The sequence below is a fragment of the Streptomyces sp. PsTaAH-137 genome, assembly GCF_003259365.1.
GTDB lineage: Bacteria > Actinomycetota > Actinomycetes > Streptomycetales > Streptomycetaceae > Streptomyces.
The window spans coordinates 439319-453681 of record NZ_QLLY01000001.1 but is presented as its reverse complement, the minus strand read 5'-3'; the positions used below and the strand labels follow the sequence as shown (position 1 = coordinate 453681).

17 protein-coding genes are annotated in these 14363 nt (G+C 70.6%); 2 read left to right on the top strand and 15 right to left on the bottom strand.

Annotated elements, in window-relative coordinates; all coding sequences use genetic code 11:
* Window positions 1-28 precede the first annotated feature (28 nt).
* The 5 genes from K377_RS01945 to K377_RS01925 form a co-directional block, all read right to left on the bottom strand.
* Window positions 29-310, bottom strand: coding sequence for a WhiB family transcriptional regulator (locus K377_RS01945; protein ID WP_258394949.1), 282 nt, complete (start codon window positions 308-310; stop codon window positions 29-31).
* A gap of 78 nt (window positions 311-388) precedes the next feature.
* A complete protein-coding gene (locus K377_RS01940) occupies window positions 389-1258 on the bottom strand; it encodes a SigB/SigF/SigG family RNA polymerase sigma factor (protein ID WP_111661289.1) in 870 nt (289 codons plus the stop codon).
* Between the two features lie 70 nt (window positions 1259-1328).
* Window positions 1329-1748: an STAS domain-containing protein gene (locus tag K377_RS01935; protein ID WP_111661288.1), complete on the bottom strand. Its 420-nt coding sequence runs from the start codon at window positions 1746-1748 to the stop codon at window positions 1329-1331.
* Window positions 1745-2869: a B12-binding domain-containing protein gene (locus K377_RS01930; protein WP_111661287.1), complete on the bottom strand. Its 1125-nt coding sequence runs from the start codon at window positions 2867-2869 to the stop codon at window positions 1745-1747. The genes K377_RS01935 and K377_RS01930 overlap by 4 nt, the downstream gene beginning before the upstream one ends.
* Window positions 2866-4527 (bottom strand): PP2C family protein-serine/threonine phosphatase, encoded by a 1662-nt coding sequence (locus K377_RS01925; protein ID WP_237551865.1) that lies wholly within the window; start codon window positions 4525-4527, stop codon window positions 2866-2868. Before K377_RS01925 ends, K377_RS01930 begins: the two co-directional genes overlap by 4 nt.
* 404 nt (window positions 4528-4931) lie before the next feature.
* Between K377_RS01925 and K377_RS01920 the strand changes: the two genes are divergently transcribed.
* On the top strand, window positions 4932-5429 hold the full coding sequence (locus K377_RS01920) for a MarR family winged helix-turn-helix transcriptional regulator (RefSeq protein WP_111661285.1): 498 nt from the start codon (window positions 4932-4934) through the stop codon (window positions 5427-5429).
* A gap of 20 nt (window positions 5430-5449) precedes the next feature.
* Here K377_RS01920 and K377_RS01915 read toward each other — a convergent pair whose 3' ends face one another.
* The 7 genes from K377_RS01915 to K377_RS01885 all read right to left on the bottom strand — a co-directional run bounded on the left by K377_RS01915 (window position 5450) and on the right by K377_RS01885 (window position 11695).
* Complete coding sequence (locus K377_RS01915; protein ID WP_111661284.1) at window positions 5450-6643, bottom strand: PP2C family protein-serine/threonine phosphatase; 1194 nt, start codon at window positions 6641-6643, stop codon at window positions 5450-5452.
* A 320-nt stretch (window positions 6644-6963) separates the two neighbouring features.
* Window positions 6964-7461: a MarR family winged helix-turn-helix transcriptional regulator gene (locus K377_RS01910; protein WP_111661283.1), complete on the bottom strand. Its 498-nt coding sequence runs from the start codon at window positions 7459-7461 to the stop codon at window positions 6964-6966.
* Window positions 7462-7750: 289 nt separating this feature from the next.
* On the bottom strand, window positions 7751-8263 hold the full coding sequence (locus tag K377_RS01905; protein ID WP_111661282.1) for a helix-turn-helix transcriptional regulator: 513 nt from the start codon (window positions 8261-8263) through the stop codon (window positions 7751-7753).
* Between the two features lie 99 nt (window positions 8264-8362).
* Window positions 8363-8704, bottom strand: a complete 342-nt coding sequence (locus K377_RS01900; RefSeq protein WP_111661281.1) for a GNAT family N-acetyltransferase — start codon at window positions 8702-8704, stop codon at window positions 8363-8365.
* A 101-nt stretch (window positions 8705-8805) separates the two neighbouring features.
* A complete protein-coding gene (locus K377_RS01895) occupies window positions 8806-10272 on the bottom strand; it encodes a WGR domain-containing protein (protein ID WP_111661280.1) in 1467 nt (488 codons plus the stop codon).
* Between the two features lie 136 nt (window positions 10273-10408).
* Complete coding sequence (locus K377_RS01890; protein WP_111661279.1) at window positions 10409-10666, bottom strand: hypothetical protein; 258 nt, start codon at window positions 10664-10666, stop codon at window positions 10409-10411.
* 108 nt (window positions 10667-10774) lie between these two features.
* A complete protein-coding gene (locus K377_RS01885; RefSeq protein ID WP_111661616.1) occupies window positions 10775-11695 on the bottom strand; it encodes a pirin family protein in 921 nt (306 codons plus the stop codon).
* Between the two features lie 122 nt (window positions 11696-11817).
* Between K377_RS01885 and K377_RS01880 the strand changes: the two genes are divergently transcribed.
* On the top strand, window positions 11818-12294 hold the full coding sequence (locus K377_RS01880; RefSeq protein ID WP_111661278.1) for a carboxymuconolactone decarboxylase family protein: 477 nt from the start codon (window positions 11818-11820) through the stop codon (window positions 12292-12294).
* Between the two features lie 9 nt (window positions 12295-12303).
* On the opposite strand, the gene K377_RS01875 is transcribed toward K377_RS01880, so the two are convergent.
* The 3 genes from K377_RS01875 to K377_RS01865 are packed head-to-tail and all read right to left on the bottom strand — an operon-like array spanning window position 12304 to window position 14292.
* Complete coding sequence (locus tag K377_RS01875; RefSeq protein WP_111661277.1) at window positions 12304-13119, bottom strand: SAM-dependent methyltransferase; 816 nt, start codon at window positions 13117-13119, stop codon at window positions 12304-12306.
* Window positions 13120-13177: 58 nt separating this feature from the next.
* Window positions 13178-13396: a DUF397 domain-containing protein gene (locus tag K377_RS01870; RefSeq protein ID WP_111661615.1), complete on the bottom strand. Its 219-nt coding sequence runs from the start codon at window positions 13394-13396 to the stop codon at window positions 13178-13180.
* Between the two features lie 29 nt (window positions 13397-13425).
* Window positions 13426-14292, bottom strand: a complete 867-nt coding sequence (locus K377_RS01865; protein ID WP_111661276.1) for a helix-turn-helix transcriptional regulator — start codon at window positions 14290-14292, stop codon at window positions 13426-13428.
* Window positions 14293-14363: the final 71 nt, after the last annotated feature.

Sequence of the window (14363 nt, the reverse complement as noted above, 5' to 3'; positions counted from 1 at the left end):
CCCGTCCCCGGGACACGCGTGAGGGCTCTCAGGCGTCCACGACGGTCCGCGCGTGCTCTCGCCGTGCTGTCTGGAGGAGCTGTGCCCAGGAGTCGACCTCCGGCCTGCGTCGCAGGAGGGCACGGCGCTCGCGGTCCGTCATGCCGCCCCACAGGCCGTACTGGATACGTTGATCCAGGGCATGGGCCAGACACTCGGTGCGCACGGGGCACGGCTTGCAGATGCTCTTGGCATGCGACTGCGCGGCGCCCTCGAGAAACATCTCGTCGGGATCCACCGCGCAGCAACTCGCTTGCTCTTCCCACTCCACACGCCCCGGTTGCCCCCGCTCGCGGCTTCTACGCCGATGAGCTCGCCACCAGCGGTGGCCACCGGGACGCGGGGGGGCCTACTGGGTCGTCATCAGGCCGGCCCGGAGCCGCTCCGTCACCTGGCTGATCAGCCGGGACACATGCATCTGCGAGCAGCCGATCTCGTCGGCGATCTCCCGCTGCGTCCGTTCCTCGACGAAGCGCAGATGGATCAGACGCCGTTCACGGTCGCTCAGTTCGGCGATGAGCGGGGCCAGGGAGTGGAAGTTCTCGACGAGTTCGAACCGCTCCTCGTCGACACCGACGAAGTCGGCCAGCAAGGTCTCCGTCTGGTCGTCGGGTCCGCTGACGGCGGCGTCGAGCGAGACGGCGTTGTAGCCGTTGGCGGCCTTCTGCACCTCGGCGACCTCCGCCGGGTCCAGCTGCATCAGCTCCGCCAGCTCGGCCGTCGACGGCAGCCGGCCCAGGCGCGTCCGCAACTCCTCGGTGGCCCTGGACAGTTCGAGACGGGCCTCCTGCAACCGGCGGGGCACGTGCACGGCCCAGGAGGTGTCACGGAAGAACCGCTTGATCTCGCCGCTGATGTAGGGAATGGCGAAGGAGGTGAACTCGACCTCCCGGGACAGCTCGAAGCGGTCGATCGCCTTGATCAGACCGATCGTCCCGACCTGGGTGATGTCGTCCATCTGCTGCGGCCCGCGATGTCTGAACCGGGCCGCCACGTACTGCACGAGAGAGAGGTTCACCTCGATGAGAACGTTGCGCACATAGCTGTACTCGGCCGTGCCCTCCTCGAGTCGGGAGAACCGGTCGAAGAGCTCCCGCACCACGCCCCGGGCGTCCTTCGGCGCTATCGAGGACGGATCCGCGCAGGCCCGGGCGGCCAGGCTGTCCTGGTCCTCCGGGTCCGAGCCGTGGGTGCGTTCGTGTTCGGTCACGCTGATCATGTGTCCGCCTCTGTGAACTGGTGCTCTGGGTTCGTGTGCGGCGCGGAACGCTCCACGCCGGTCCGTACGGTCATCCGCCGCGGTGGGGTGGCGCACCCTCCAGCGGAGCGGGCCGGGACTCGGCGCCGGCCGGCTCCTGTTCGGTCTGCGGTGACGCCGGTTCACCGATGAGGTAGTCGTGGGTTCCCGTGATGGTCAGCAGCCGCTCCAGGTTCCGGGGCCGCGCGGCGAGGTGCAGGGTCATGCCGGCCGCGTCGAGCCGGCGGCGCAGGCCGAGCAGGGTGGACAGGCCCATGGAGTCGATGCCTAGCAGGTCGGCGCAGTCCAGCCGGAGGACGCGTGCCGCGGGATGCTCGTCGAGGACCTGGCCGGTCTGCCGGGTGAAGGCGTCGCTGGTGTCGTAGTCGAGCGCTCCGGCCAGGACGAGGGTGAGGACGCCGTCGCGCAGGCCGGCGACGGCGAGATGGAAGGAGGCGTAGGCGGCGGTCATACGGGCTGTCCGGGTCCGGGAACGGTCAGGGCACCGCGCGCCGCGGTCAGCATGTGGGTGGCGCGCGGGAAATCTTTGAGCTGGTGACGCAGGGAGTCGAGGGCGGGCAGCAGGCTCCGCGCCGGGACGCGGCGGGCCTGGAGGATGCCGGCGGTCCAGGCAATGAAGGTGGTGAACAGCTCGGCGTCGTCGACGTACACGGCGGTGGCCAGGTAGCCGACGATGTGGTCGATGTCCTCGGCGGTGCGCTCACGCTGGTACGCGGTGTACGAGCGCATCGGCGGGAAGGCCTCCTCGACGTCGGTGAGCGTCTGCTTGACCAGTTGTCTCTTCGACTGTCTGACCAGGGTGTACTCCTGGTCGTTGAGGTGGGGCAGGTCCAGGTCGGGCAGCCGGGCCGCGTCCGCGGTGGGCCGGTCGAGACCGCGCCTCAGCAGCGTGTGGGCGCCGACGGCGTCGGGGGCCCAGGCGGCCTGCATCCGCTGGGCGTAGCGGCCCTGCGGGCCGAACGCGGCGCCGCCGACGACGACCGGCACACCGGCCGCCTGGCAGGCGCTGATCGCCGTATGGGCGGTGGGCAGGTGCGAGGGGATCGACGAGGACAGCAGGACGGCGTCGGCCGGCCGCTGGTGGAGATGGGCGATCAGGTGCTCGGTCGGCACCTGCGCGCCCAGGTAGTCCACGTGCCAGCCGCGCAGGCGCAGCACCTCGGTGACCAGCCGGGCGGGCAGGGCGTGCCATTCGCCGTCCACGCAGGCGACGGTCACCCGGCCGAGCGGTGCCGTGGCACCGTCCGCGGGGACGGGTGCGGACGCGGCCACGTCGGCGACGGCGGAGACGCACCGCTCATTGATCGCGGTGGCCGCGTGTTCCTGCGCCACGGTGATGTTGTTGGCCGCCCATTGCACGCCGACGCGCTCCTGCACCGGTGCGATCAGCTCCAGCAGGGTCCGCTCCGCCGCGGCCCGCACGTCCGGTGAGGTGCTCGGGCCCACGGCGTGGCGCACCAGGGCGACGGCGTGCGTCTCGTCGCAGTCGATCGCCGCCTGCCACAACTGCTCGCGCAGTTCGTCCGGGCTGGGGCCCGCGTCGCCCGCGCGCGTGTCGGTCTGTGTGCTCATGGGGTGAACCTGCCCCGAGTGTGTCCGTCCACGGCAGCGAGATGATTTCTGCGGGGCGCGGTGATGGAGAGCAGGGCCATGTCGTCGTGCGGGACGCCGTCGGCCCACTGGGTGGCGATCATCTGCACCCTTTCGGTGACCGCTTCGGCCGGCAGTCCGGCGCACTCGCCCAGTGTGTGGCGCAGTCGCTCGTCGCCGAACAGGACGTCACCGAGCGGGCCGCCGCGGGCCTCGGTGATGCCGTCGGAGTAGAGCAGGCAGGTCTCGCCCGGCGCGAGGTCGACGGAAGCCGTGGTGATCTTCAGCCGGTCGGTGGGAAGCGCGCCGATCAGCACTCCCTGGGTGTCCGCCTCCTCGACGCGTCCGTCGGCGCGCAGGATCAGCGGTGTGGGGTGGCCGGCGCTGGAGATCCGCAGCCGCAGCCGGTTCCCCTCCCGCCGGACGGAGGCGAGGGCGAGGGTCGCGAAGCGCGTGTGGTGCGAGGACAGCAGCGCGTTGTTCAGCAGCCTGAGCAGCTTGAGGTGGTCGGAGGCGAACGGCAGCAGCGCCTCGATCGTGTTGCGGATCTTGCCGGTCAGCACGGCCGCCTCCAGTCCCTTGCCGCACACGTCGCCCAGGACCGCGAAGGTCTCCCCGTCCTCGCTGTCGGCGGGATGGACGTCGTAGAAGTCGCCGCCGACCCGCTCGGTGACGGTGGCCGCGCGGTAACGGCCGGAGAAGTCGATGCCGTGCACGCCCTCCAGCACCGGCGGCAGCAGTTCCTGCATCAGGATCTCGGTGATGTGCGACTGCTCGGCGTAGATCCGCGCCGAGGACAGGGCCACACCGGCGCGGGCGGCGAAGAGCCGGGCGAAGGCTTCTTCGGACTCGGTGAACGCCGCTTCCGCGGACTGCCGCAGCAGGACGATGGCACCGGCCGGCACACCGTGGCCGGGCAGCGGCACCACCACGACGGAGCCGATCTCCGCACCCTCCTCGGTGAACTGCCGCGGGACGACCCAGTCCGGCACCAGTGCCGGATCGATCCAGCGCGAGGGCACGGGAGGAAAGCCCGCCAGTGCCTCCGGCAGTCCCGGCATGCTCTGCGGGTCCACCGCGATCTTCTCCTGCTCCACCGGCCCGCCGGTGACACAGCGGGTCACCGGGTAGAGACGCCCGGCCCGGACGCCGACGATGACCGCCGCGTCCGCGAGATGCTGCGCGGCCATTCGGGCGGTCACCTCCATGCACCGGTCCACGTTCAGAGACGCCAGAAGCTCTCCGGAGATCTCCTGGAGCACGCGCGAACGGTCCCGCTCACCGGCCAACTCGTCGCGTACGTCGCGCAGGTCCCGGTCGTCGACCAGCCACCACGCCACGGCGCCGTCCGCCGTGCGACTGGGGAACGCGTCCACGGTCGCCTCACCGATCCGGCCCCGTGCCACCGCGGCCGGGTCCCCTCCGTCACTCGCGACGGAGCGCAGGGCATCGGTGTGCGCGTCGGCCAGCCAGGAAGGTGCCACGTCCGACAGCAGCGCGCCGGCCCGTACTCTGTCCAGGAGGGCTCCGGCCCCGTCGTTGCAGGACAGGACGCGGCCCCGCCGGTCCACCGTGACCGACGGATACGGGAGGCCGCGGCCGGCCGGGCCGGTCGCGGGGCCGACACTTCGGGAGTTCATCGGCTTCATCGGGGTTCTCATCGCACGGGTCCGCAGAGCGCGGCCCCCACCACCCTTCGCTGGGTTCCTAGGGCAGTCAACAACGTGGGACAACTGACCTAGGCTGCTCCATGATCCTTACGAACCGTCATAGTTGCCATAGGGCAACAGTCGCACGATCAAGGGCCTCACGGCAACCACGTCCCGATCGCCGTGCCGAATCGGGGGCCGAGTACCAGGGCTGAGTGTTTCTATGCGCAACGGCCAGTGGGGCCTTTAGCCCCCGCCCGCTCCACCGATATCCCCTGAATCTTCACAACCACACCGGTATGGTCACGTCGGTGGGCGGATATTTCCTGTGAATCGGGAACACGTGAACTACGCGCACCAACAGCCTCAGCCCCGCGAGAGGTGTACCCGATCCCATGGAAGACAGTGACGGCCGACTTGATCCCATCGGCCCACTGGAAGACCCCCGCCCCTCCTTGGCTGCGGACACGACGGCGGCTGTCGACCTGCTCGTGGGCCTGTGGACCCGCACCGCCAAGACGGGCACGCCGCAGCTCTCCGCCCTGCAACTCCACGCTCTGCACACCGTCAGAACGACGCCGGGCCTGAATCTGGGCGCGCTGGCAGGCGCGATCGGCACCGCACCGTCTGCCGCCAGCAGGCTGTGCGACCGGCTCGAGGCGGCGGGCATGATCCTGCGGGCGCCCCCGCCGACCAACCGGCGCACGATCGGCCTGACCCTGACCCGGCGGGGACAGGACGCACTCGACGCCGTGTCGGCCCGAAGGGAGCGCCTGCTCAGCGACGTGCTCGACCGCATGCCGAGCGACAAGCGTGGTGCATTGCTGACCGGGCTGCGCGCCTTCGCCACCGCGTCGCGCGCGGCCGACCCCGAGGCGTCGCAGCCCGGCTGACGTGGGGCGGCGGCGAGGGGTCAGGCCCGGGCGTCGCGGCCGAACCAGTCCAGGCAGAGCACCAGCGCGTCATCGGCGACCTCGGGTCCTGCTCCCAGGTCCAGGTACGCGGACAGCTCGTGCAGGATCGCGCGGGGCACCGCGGCGGCCGGCAGCAGGCGCGCCGCCTGGATGGCACGGGCCAGCATCTTCTCGCCGAAGGGCTCGCCCTTGTCCGAGAGTGCGGCGAACACGCCGTCGCTGACGAAGACCAGACGGTCTCCCGGCTCCACCCGGAAGTCCTGTGTGACGTAGTCGGTCTCCTCGAACATGCCCAGCGGCATCTGCTGGTCGAACGCGATGTGCTCCACCGTCCTGTCCCGCTGGCGCCACAGCTGGGGAGAGCCTCCGTCGACGGCCTCGACACGACCGGTGTCCAGGTCGAAGGAGAGCAGCAGCGTCGCGACGTACTCCTCGCCGCGGTACTGGGCGAACAGCGCCTGATCGGCGAGTGCCGCCTGGTCCGCGATACCGATACCCGCCCGGCGTGCGTTGCGCAGGGCGTTGACCGCCAGGCTCGTCAGGAGCGCGGCCTGGATCCCCTCCCCCATGCCGTTGGTGATGCTGAGGGTGAGCGTGTTCGCGGTCTCCGCCCAGTCGAAGTTGTCACCGTAGATGGCGTACGCGGGCTCCAGGTGGGCCCCGATCTCGTACTCCTTGCGGGCGCAGGCGCGGCCGGGCAGGAGGTGCCACTGCACCTCGGCGGCGAGCGTGAGGCGGCTGGCGCGGCGGGCCTGGAGGTAGACGTCCGTGTCGCGTTCCGCGACGAGGATCTCGTGTCCGATGATGTCGGCGGCGGCGGTGATCTCGTCGATCACCTGAGGCGTGACCTTCTCGTCGGACAACCGCACGGGCAGCCGTACGGACAGGATCCCGAGCCGGTCGCCGTGCACGGTCACCGGCACATGGAGGTCGACGGACTCCGGGTGCCCGACCAGCTGGACGCGATCCCGGCTGTCGAAGGCCCGCCCCTGCGGACTGCCGGCGATCGGCACCTGCCGGGGGGCTTCCGGGCCGTCGGCGACGGACTGCAGCACCTTCAGGCCGTAGTCGGCGAGCAGGAGATCGACGCGCACCGCCCCGTACTGTTCGGCCAGCGCGGCCCGCGCCGCCGGAAGAAGGTCGTACGGCGCGGCGGTGCGCAGCGCGCGTTCCACGGCCAGGAAGTTAGTCACGGCAGCCTTCGTCGGTGGTGCGAGCACAGCTCAGCGGTGGTCGGGATTCGGGCCGAACGGCCGAACGGATTCATTGCTGCCCGACAAATATTGTCCGGCAGCAACGGTTGAGTGTATCTCCCACGGCCGGGGCGGTCAGCGAGTGTTGAGCACAAGTGCCGGACGGACGCTCGATCGGCTCGGCTCGGCTCGATGCGTCGGGGCAGGGAATCCTCCGGCCGACGGCCCGGGGAAAGGGGTACAGGGGTACACGTCACCCCCGAGAGGTACGCAGCGATGCGCCGCTGCTCGGATGTCCCGGCTCCGGGACGCTCGGACACTCAGGCGATCGCCGAGGAGTCCCCGTCTTCAGCCCGGGCCAGACCGATGCGGTCCGCCGCCGCCTGCCGCAGCTTCTCGAGCCCCTCGGAGAGGACGCCTAGGTCGGCGGGCGCCATCGTCCGCAGCACCGCCTCGAATTCGCGGACGCGCGCGAGGCGGAGTTCTTCGAGCACTCGCGCGCCCTGCGGGCTCAGGGTCAGCTCGACCTCTCGCCGGCTCGTCGCGCTGGGGATCCGCTCCAGCAGGCCGGCGGCCTCAAGACGGTCGCACAGCCGGCTGACGGAGGACGGGCCGGTGCCGAGCGCGTCGCCCAACATGCGCTGGTTGACGCTCCGCTGTTCCTCTATCACCTTCAGGGCCCGCAACTGCGACGGCGGGAGCGGCCCCGGCGGCGCGGTCTCCTGCCCCCGGCCCCACAGCACCTCGAGCAGTTCGGCCGCGCGATTCACGGCGTGAGCCACCTGTTCGGGATGGCGGGGAGGAAGATGTCGGGGCATTCCTGCACCCTCTCTGCGGGAGAGTGACGTGGGCGGTCGTCGAGTTTACCTTCCTCCGCCATCCGGGCGGCACGGATCGGGCAACCCGACGGTTCGGCCCACGATGTCTGGCTCCGCGCCGTGCGGCCATTCGCGGCAAGCACGGACGCGCTCGGCGCATCGCGAAGGGGCGGCCCCGGTCACCGGGGCCGCCCCTTTCCGCCGCTCACCGCCCGAACGGCCCGCGCCCGCGGTGAGCGAGGTGATCGTCAGGCAGGCGGTCCTGCAGCGACCACGGCGGGTACGGGGATCAGCTCACCAGATGCCGTTCGGTGGCGGCGCCCGAGGGCGTCCCGGCTGCCGACCACTGTCCGTCGTCGGCCTGCTCGGCGAGGCCCGCGTCCGCCAGTGTCCTCAGGTGCCGCGTCACCGTGCGCGGCGTCCAGCCGACCGCCTCGCACACCTGCTCAAGCGTGAGGCCGTCGGCCGCCCGCTCCAGGGACTCCAGGGTCAGCCGGGCGTTCTTGTTCAGCTCCGCCGTCGCGCGCGGGGCGGGGCGCGGCTCGGCCACCTGGGCCGCTGGGACCGTCTTGGCCGCCGGGACCGGAGTTGCCGGTACCGCGCGTGCGGCGGGGGCCGGCACGCGCAGTCGCCCGTACCCCAGGTTGCGCAGCACCCGGTCGAGGTCGGGCTCGGTCTTCTGTCCGGGCACCATCACCGGAGCCGTGGTTTCCGCGCGGGGCGCCGTCACCGTGCCCACGGGCCGCGGCGTGCGGTTGACCGTGCGATGCCTGCGGCCCTTCTTCTTGGTGCTGTTACTCATTCGTCGTCTCCTCGAACGCGTTGATCATGGTCACGTGTTCAACGACGAAAGGGCTCCGAGGACGCGCCCGACTCGAACTCGGTTGCGAGCGAGGGTCCGTCAGCGCTTCAGGACACCGTCCAGCCACTCCAGGACCTCGGGCGTCACCGGGTCCGTGATGTCGGCGTACTCCTCGTGCTTCTTCAGGAACTTGGCCACGTACGGGCAGACGGGCACGATCCGCTTGCCCGCGGCGCGCACGTCGTCGAGGGCCTCGCGGACGAGCGTCGAGGCCAGACCCTGGCCCGCGTAGGCGTCGTCGATCTCGGTGTGGAAGAAGACGCGCCGGTCGTCGCGGTCGCGAAAGGCGGTGAAGCCGGCGGTGGCGCCGTCGACGTCGATCACATAGCGGTGGCGCTCGTCCACACGGCGGACCACCGGGGTGGCGGCGGGCTGGGTCATGGCGGTTCCTTGGGTCACGGAGGGCTGTGGCAGCGCCGGAGGGCGTCTGCGCTCGAGAATAACTCCCAGGTCAACTGCCCCTGGAGCCCGGCAAAGGCGGCTCAGACCAGCCGCCGGATCTCGCCCCGCACCCGGTAGAACCCGTTCGACGACGAGTGGAGCGCGTCCACGACGTAGCGCGCGCCCGGCTGGCGTATGGCGCGGGGGAACTGGACGTTCCAGGTGGGCTCGTAGCCGTCGGACACCACGTGGACCCGCATCCGGCCGCCCTCCTGGACGCACTCCACGACGACTCCCGCTCCGGACGCCGGAACGGCGGTGACGGTGGCGACCGCGGCCGGGGAGGCGGGCGGCGCGTAGGTCGGCAGGGCGGCGGCCAGCTTGATGTCCTGAGCGACCGGGACCGTGCCCGACTGGGCGGCGCTGATCGCGGCCTCGCTCGCGTCCACGCAGGCGAGCGAGCCGTCGGTGGAGACCAGGTACAGCTTCTCGTCGTGGTACTGCATCGACAGCGCGGACCCGCCACCGGTACCGAGCTTCCACAGCCGGGTGCCGTCGGCCGAGAAGCAGTAGACGGAGGAGGACGAGTCACCGGCGAAGACGTAGTGGCCGTCCGGCGAGGTGGCGCACGAGTAGACGGGGGCGTCGCAGCTGTAGGTGGCCTCGACGCGGCCTGTGTCCTTGGCCAGGCGCTGGACGACCCGGCGGCCGGTGCCCGCGTACACCGCGTCGTGCTCCTGCCAGCCGAACAGCACATTGCCGAGCGTCTCCGTGTGCCACAACTGGCCGGTGCCGTCCGCCGCGTAGGCGGTGACGCCTCGGGAGTGGCCGTGGTAGACGGCGTGGTCGTCGGCCCGGACCATCCAGCCGCTGTCGCCGACCGAGGAGCGGGACCACTGGAACTCCTCCTCGTGGTCGATGACGGTGAGGCCGCCGTTGCGGTCGGAGACGTCGAGTACGCCCTCGTGGATGTCCAGCCAGAAGATGTCGACGTCCTCGGCGATGGTGTACGCGGCGAACGGTACCTTCGCCGACAGGTCGTAGACCTGCCCGTCGTCACAGCCGGCGTAGATCCAGAAGTCGTCGGCCACCAGGCACTTCACGCCGTCGGGAAGGGAGTAGTGGGCGAGCACCTCGCCGTCGTGGCCGAGGGTGTAGACGTCGCCCTTCTGGTTGCCGACCCAGCAGCGGTCCTCGTCCACATGGATGCCGAACGCCGAGGCGCCCGTGCGGAAGCGCCACAGGACGGGCGCCGTGGACCGGGCCGTCGAGGGCGCCGACGCCACCTGACGGCGCGTCACCGACCGGGCCGCCCGCTGTCCGCGCACCGCCGGCGCGTACCCCTTGCGCACCTTCTCGCCTATCTTCTTGGCCGCCGCGGCCTGTGCCTTCTCCGGAGTCGGGAACGTCGAGCTCTGCCGCTGCCCGTCCGCGCCGATGCGTCCGTAGCGCACGAGCACGGTCGTGCCGGTGACGGTCACCTCGTAGAACTTGTGGGCGCCGCCGCCCTCCTGGGACAGCTCCAGATACGTCGTGCCCTCGGCCTGCGGTGCCTGCACAGCGGTCACGGCACACCTCTCCCCCCACTCACCGGACCTGCCCTGTCGGCCGCCCTTGGTGATCCCACGCTAGAGGGCACCACTGACAACGCGGCATGTCAGGCGATCGGGCGGGGGTCAGGCAAACGGCAGCCCCGGCACGGCGTTACTTGCCGTTCTTCTCTTCGAGCCACTCCGTGTAGTTGTGGGAGGCGTTGCTCCCCTGCTTGCCGGGCGAGATCTTCAGGATCGCTTTGTCACTCTCGGGGTTGCCGCTCAGATACGCCTCGGTCAAGACGTACGGCAGTCCATCCACCCGGAACCGAATGCTCCCGTCGGGATAGGCGCTCACCCGGACCTTGCGGCCATCGGGAAGCTCGATCGGATCAGCGACGAAGTGCGCCTTCAAGGGCTGATCAGCCATACAGACCTCCTGGTCATACAGGCCAAGTCGGAAAGGTCCAGGATAGGCCGATCGCCGCTGTTGGACAGGGAGTTCGGCGAAGGCCGCCGTCGCGGGTTCGGCGCCGGTTCAGCGCAGCCGGTCGCCCCGCGGCTTCAGCGGCACGTTAGGCAGCTCAGGAGCAGGCAGCGGTTCCCCGTCGTACCCCTTCACCTCGCCGAACCTCCGCCCGTCCCCCTCCATCCAGTCCCGGCGGGCCTCCACGATCTCCTCCGTCGACCGCGCGATGAAGTTCCACCACATGATGATCTCCTCGCCGAACGGCGGGCCGCCCAGCAGGATCACCCGGGCGGGGGCGTCCGTGTCGTTGCTGAGGGTGAGGGTGTCGCGGCCGGGCGGTGCGTAGCCCAACTCGGCCTGCGCGAGCGGGGTTCCGGTCAGGCTCACCGTGCCGCGGTCGACCAGGAGGCCGTGCTCGAAGGCCGGGTCGACGGTGAGGGTGACGTGGGCGCGGGGTGCGAGGACGAGTTCGGCGCCGAGCAGCGGGGTGAAGGTGCGTACCGGTGAGACGGAGCCGGCCAGTTCGCCGAGGAACACCTGGATCCGCGCTCCGTCGACCGTGACCGGTTCGGGTGCGTAGTGCTGGAAGTCCCGGTCGGCGTGGCGGTCCGCGTCCGGAAGAGCCACCCACAGCTGGACGCCGTGCAGTTCGGTGGTCGCCGGCGTGGAGACCTCCGTGTGGCTGATCCCGTGCCCGCCGGTCATCAGGTTCAGCTCGCCGGGCCGGACCATGGCGTGGCTGCCGAGGCTGTCGCGGTGCTCGATCTCGCCGCTGAACAGCCAGCTCACCGTCTGCAGACCGGTGTGCGGGTGGGGCGCGACATCCATGCCGCCGGTGACGCTCACGTCGTCGGGGCCGTAGTGGTCGACGAAACACCAGGCGCCGATGAGCGACCGTGCCCGCTGGGGCAGCGTCCGCCGCACGGTCATGGAACGCGGCCCGCCGAGCGGCACGTCCCGTGCGGTCAGGACCTCGACACTGCTGCTCATGGCGCCCACCCACCCACATAGATCACGAACATAGGTTAAAGTTCAACTATATAGGCAGTGATCATACGTTCTCGCCGCGCGGCGACGGCCGTGCCCCGCACCAGCCCGTGAAGGAGTCAGAGTTGAGCGCCGACACAGCCCCTCGGGAGCGGCGGGTCTTCGTCGACAAGCAGAGCCCCAAGGCGTACCACTCGCTCGTCGAGACCTCGGAGGCGGTCCGGGCCACCGCCGCCGAGGCGGGACTCGACCGCAGGCTCGTGGAACTGGTCAACCTGCGGGTCTCCCAGCTCAACGGCTGCGCCTACTGCCTGAACGTGCACACGCGGGCCGCACTGCGCGCGGGCGAGACGACGCAGCGGCTCGGGGTGCTCGCGGCCTGGCGCGACACCGAGGTCTTCACGGACCGCGAGCGCGCCGCACTGGCGCTCGCCGAGGCGACGACCAGCCCGGCCGATGCCGCCCTCCAGTCGGCCGCGTACGACGACGCCCGACGGCATCTCGGCGACGACGAGATCTCCGCGGTGATCTGGGTGGCGATCACCATCAACGCCTTCAACCGGGTGTCCATCCTCAGCAAACACCCGGTCCGGGCGGACTAGCGCGCCGGGTCAGCGCTTGATGCCGACGCCCGCGAGCAGGCTGATCTGGGCGTCCGTGGGCTCCGTACCGTCGGCCGGGGCGTCGGGACGCCAGCGGTGGCAGCAGACGAGGCCGGGCTCGATCAGGTCGAGCCCGTCGAAGAAGCGCAGGACGTCGGCGTGCGAGCGGAAGTCCACCGGGGAGCCCGACTTGGTGTAGACCTCCGCGACCTTGTTCCAGGTCTCGGGGTCGAAGTCGGGCGTGCAGTGGTTCATGGCCAGGGCGCTGCCCACCGGGAGCGGTTCGAGCAGGCGGCGGATGATCGCGTACGGGTCGTTCGGCGCGGTGATGAAGTGCATCAGCGCGTTGAGCGAGAGCGCGACGGGCTGGCTGAAGTCCAGGACCCCCGCGTCCTCCACGGCGCTCATCAGCGAGTCGGCGTCGGTGGCGTCGGCCTCGACATAGGCCGTGCGGCCCTGGGTGGTGCTGCGCATCAGACGCTCGGCGTACTTGAGGACGAGCGGGTCGTTGTCGGCGTACACCACGCGCGCGTCGCTCGCCACGGACTGGGCGACCTGGTGCAGATTGGGCTCGGTCGGAATGCCCGTGCCGATGTCGAGCCACTGGCGGATGCCGTGCTCCTGGGCGAGGACCCGGGTGGCCCGGTGCATGAACGCCCGGTTCTCACGAGCGGTGAGATAGATCCCCGGGTGGGCCTGGGCCGCGACCAGGGCCGCGTCCTTGTCGATCGGGAAGTGGTCCTTGCCGCCGAGGAAGTAGTCGTACATCCGGGCCGAGTGCGGCCTGCTCGTGTCGAGGTCGCGGCCGGCCTGCCTGGTGGTCATGTTGGCCCTTTCGTGCGTGTGTCCGTCGGCCCGCAGGCCCCTGCTGCCCTCCGCCGGTTCACCCGGCGGCCAGATGATCGGCCAGGCCCTCTTTCACCCCGCGGACGAACGCGGCGATCTCCTCCGGCGCGTAGATCAGCGCCGGCCCGGCCGGGTCGGTCGACTGCCGTACGGCCACCCGGCCGTCGGCGAGCTTCTTCGTCTCGACGCACTGCCCGCCGTTCGGCCCGCTCCAGGGACGCTCCCACCCCTGCTCGCCGAGATCGCCGGCCGGCATCCCGTTGTACACGTCCTCGCCGGTGATCGTCACGAGTACTCCTTGCGCATGCGGTTCAAGAGCGCCCTGCTGTCGTCCGACGAGGTCATCAGCGCCATGCGGGAATGGGCCTCCAGATGGGCGACGACGTCCTCGCGCTGGTCCAGATAGACGGCGGCGGAGAGCAGTTCGCTGTAGACGATGTCGGGCAGTTCGGGCTCCTCGAACCGGAAGTACGTGAACGGCGCGCACGCCCCTATGTGGGCGCCCGCCGCGAACGGCACGATGTCGACGCTGACGTGCGGGAGTTCGGACATCTCGAGAAGCCGCTCGATCTGCTCCCGCATCACGTCGGGGTCGCCGACCGTCCGGTGCAGGACGGCCTCCTCCATGACCACCCACAGGGTGGGGGCGTCCTCCCGGTCCAGCAGGCCCTGGCGGCGCAGGCGCAGCTCCACGCGGCGCTCCAGCTCCTCCTCGGTGCCGTTCGGCAGGCCGCCGCGCAGCACCGCGTGCGCGTACTCCGGGGTCTGCAACAGGCCGGTGACGTACTGGGGTTCGTAGGTGCGCAGCGTCTTGGCGTCGGTCTCCAGGCTCACATAGGCCGTGAACCAACTGGGGACGACGTCGCGGTAGGAGTGCCACCAGCCGGGCTCGTTGGCCCGCTCGGCCAGGGCGACGAACTCCTCCGTCTCCTGGCGGTCCGCGCCGAAGGTCTCCAGCAGCTTCTCCACGTAGAGAGGCTTCAGCGCGACCTCGGCCTTCTCGAGCCGTCGGATGGTCAGGGTCTTCACGCGCAGGGCTCGCGCCGCGTCCTCCAGCGAGGCACCCGCGCCCAGCCGCATGTCCCGCAGCCGACGGCCGAGGATCATGCGCAGGACCGTCGGCGCACTGGTGCCGGAACGGGCTTCGCTCACACCCAACCTTCCTGAGCGGACATCAACATCACTATTCTGACAGCGACTTGATGATGACGCCAGATCGATAT

What these genes read in the sequence shown, in the direction of transcription:
- K377_RS01905 (WP_111661282.1), bottom strand. Translation starts at nt 8,263, where the DNA reads ATGAGTAACAGCACCAAGAAGAAGGGCCGCAGGCATCGCACGGTCAAC.
- K377_RS01935 (WP_111661288.1), bottom strand. Translation starts at nt 1,748, where the DNA reads ATGACCGCCGCCTACGCCTCCTTCCATCTCGCCGTCGCCGGCCTGCGC.
- K377_RS01930 (WP_111661287.1), bottom strand. Translation starts at nt 2,869, where the DNA reads ATGAGCACACAGACCGACACGCGCGCGGGCGACGCGGGCCCCAGCCCG.
- K377_RS01875 (WP_111661277.1), bottom strand. Translation starts at nt 13,119, where the DNA reads ATGACCACCAGGCAGGCCGGCCGCGACCTCGACACGAGCAGGCCGCAC.
- K377_RS01920 (WP_111661285.1), top strand. Translation starts at nt 4,932, where the DNA reads ATGGAAGACAGTGACGGCCGACTTGATCCCATCGGCCCACTGGAAGAC.
- K377_RS01910 (WP_111661283.1), bottom strand. Translation starts at nt 7,461, where the DNA reads ATGCCCCGACATCTTCCTCCCCGCCATCCCGAACAGGTGGCTCACGCC.
- K377_RS01870 (WP_111661615.1), bottom strand. Translation starts at nt 13,396, where the DNA reads ATGCCGGCCGGCGATCTCGGCGAGCAGGGGTGGGAGCGTCCCTGGAGC.
- K377_RS01940 (WP_111661289.1), bottom strand. Translation starts at nt 1,258, where the DNA reads ATGATCAGCGTGACCGAACACGAACGCACCCACGGCTCGGACCCGGAG.
- K377_RS01900 (WP_111661281.1), bottom strand. Translation starts at nt 8,704, where the DNA reads ATGACCCAGCCCGCCGCCACCCCGGTGGTCCGCCGTGTGGACGAGCGC.
- K377_RS01885 (WP_111661616.1), bottom strand. Translation starts at nt 11,695, where the DNA reads ATGAGCAGCAGTGTCGAGGTCCTGACCGCACGGGACGTGCCGCTCGGC.
- K377_RS01925 (WP_237551865.1), bottom strand. Translation starts at nt 4,527, where the DNA reads ATGAACTCCCGAAGTGTCGGCCCCGCGACCGGCCCGGCCGGCCGCGGC.
- K377_RS01890 (WP_111661279.1), bottom strand. Translation starts at nt 10,666, where the DNA reads ATGGCTGATCAGCCCTTGAAGGCGCACTTCGTCGCTGATCCGATCGAG.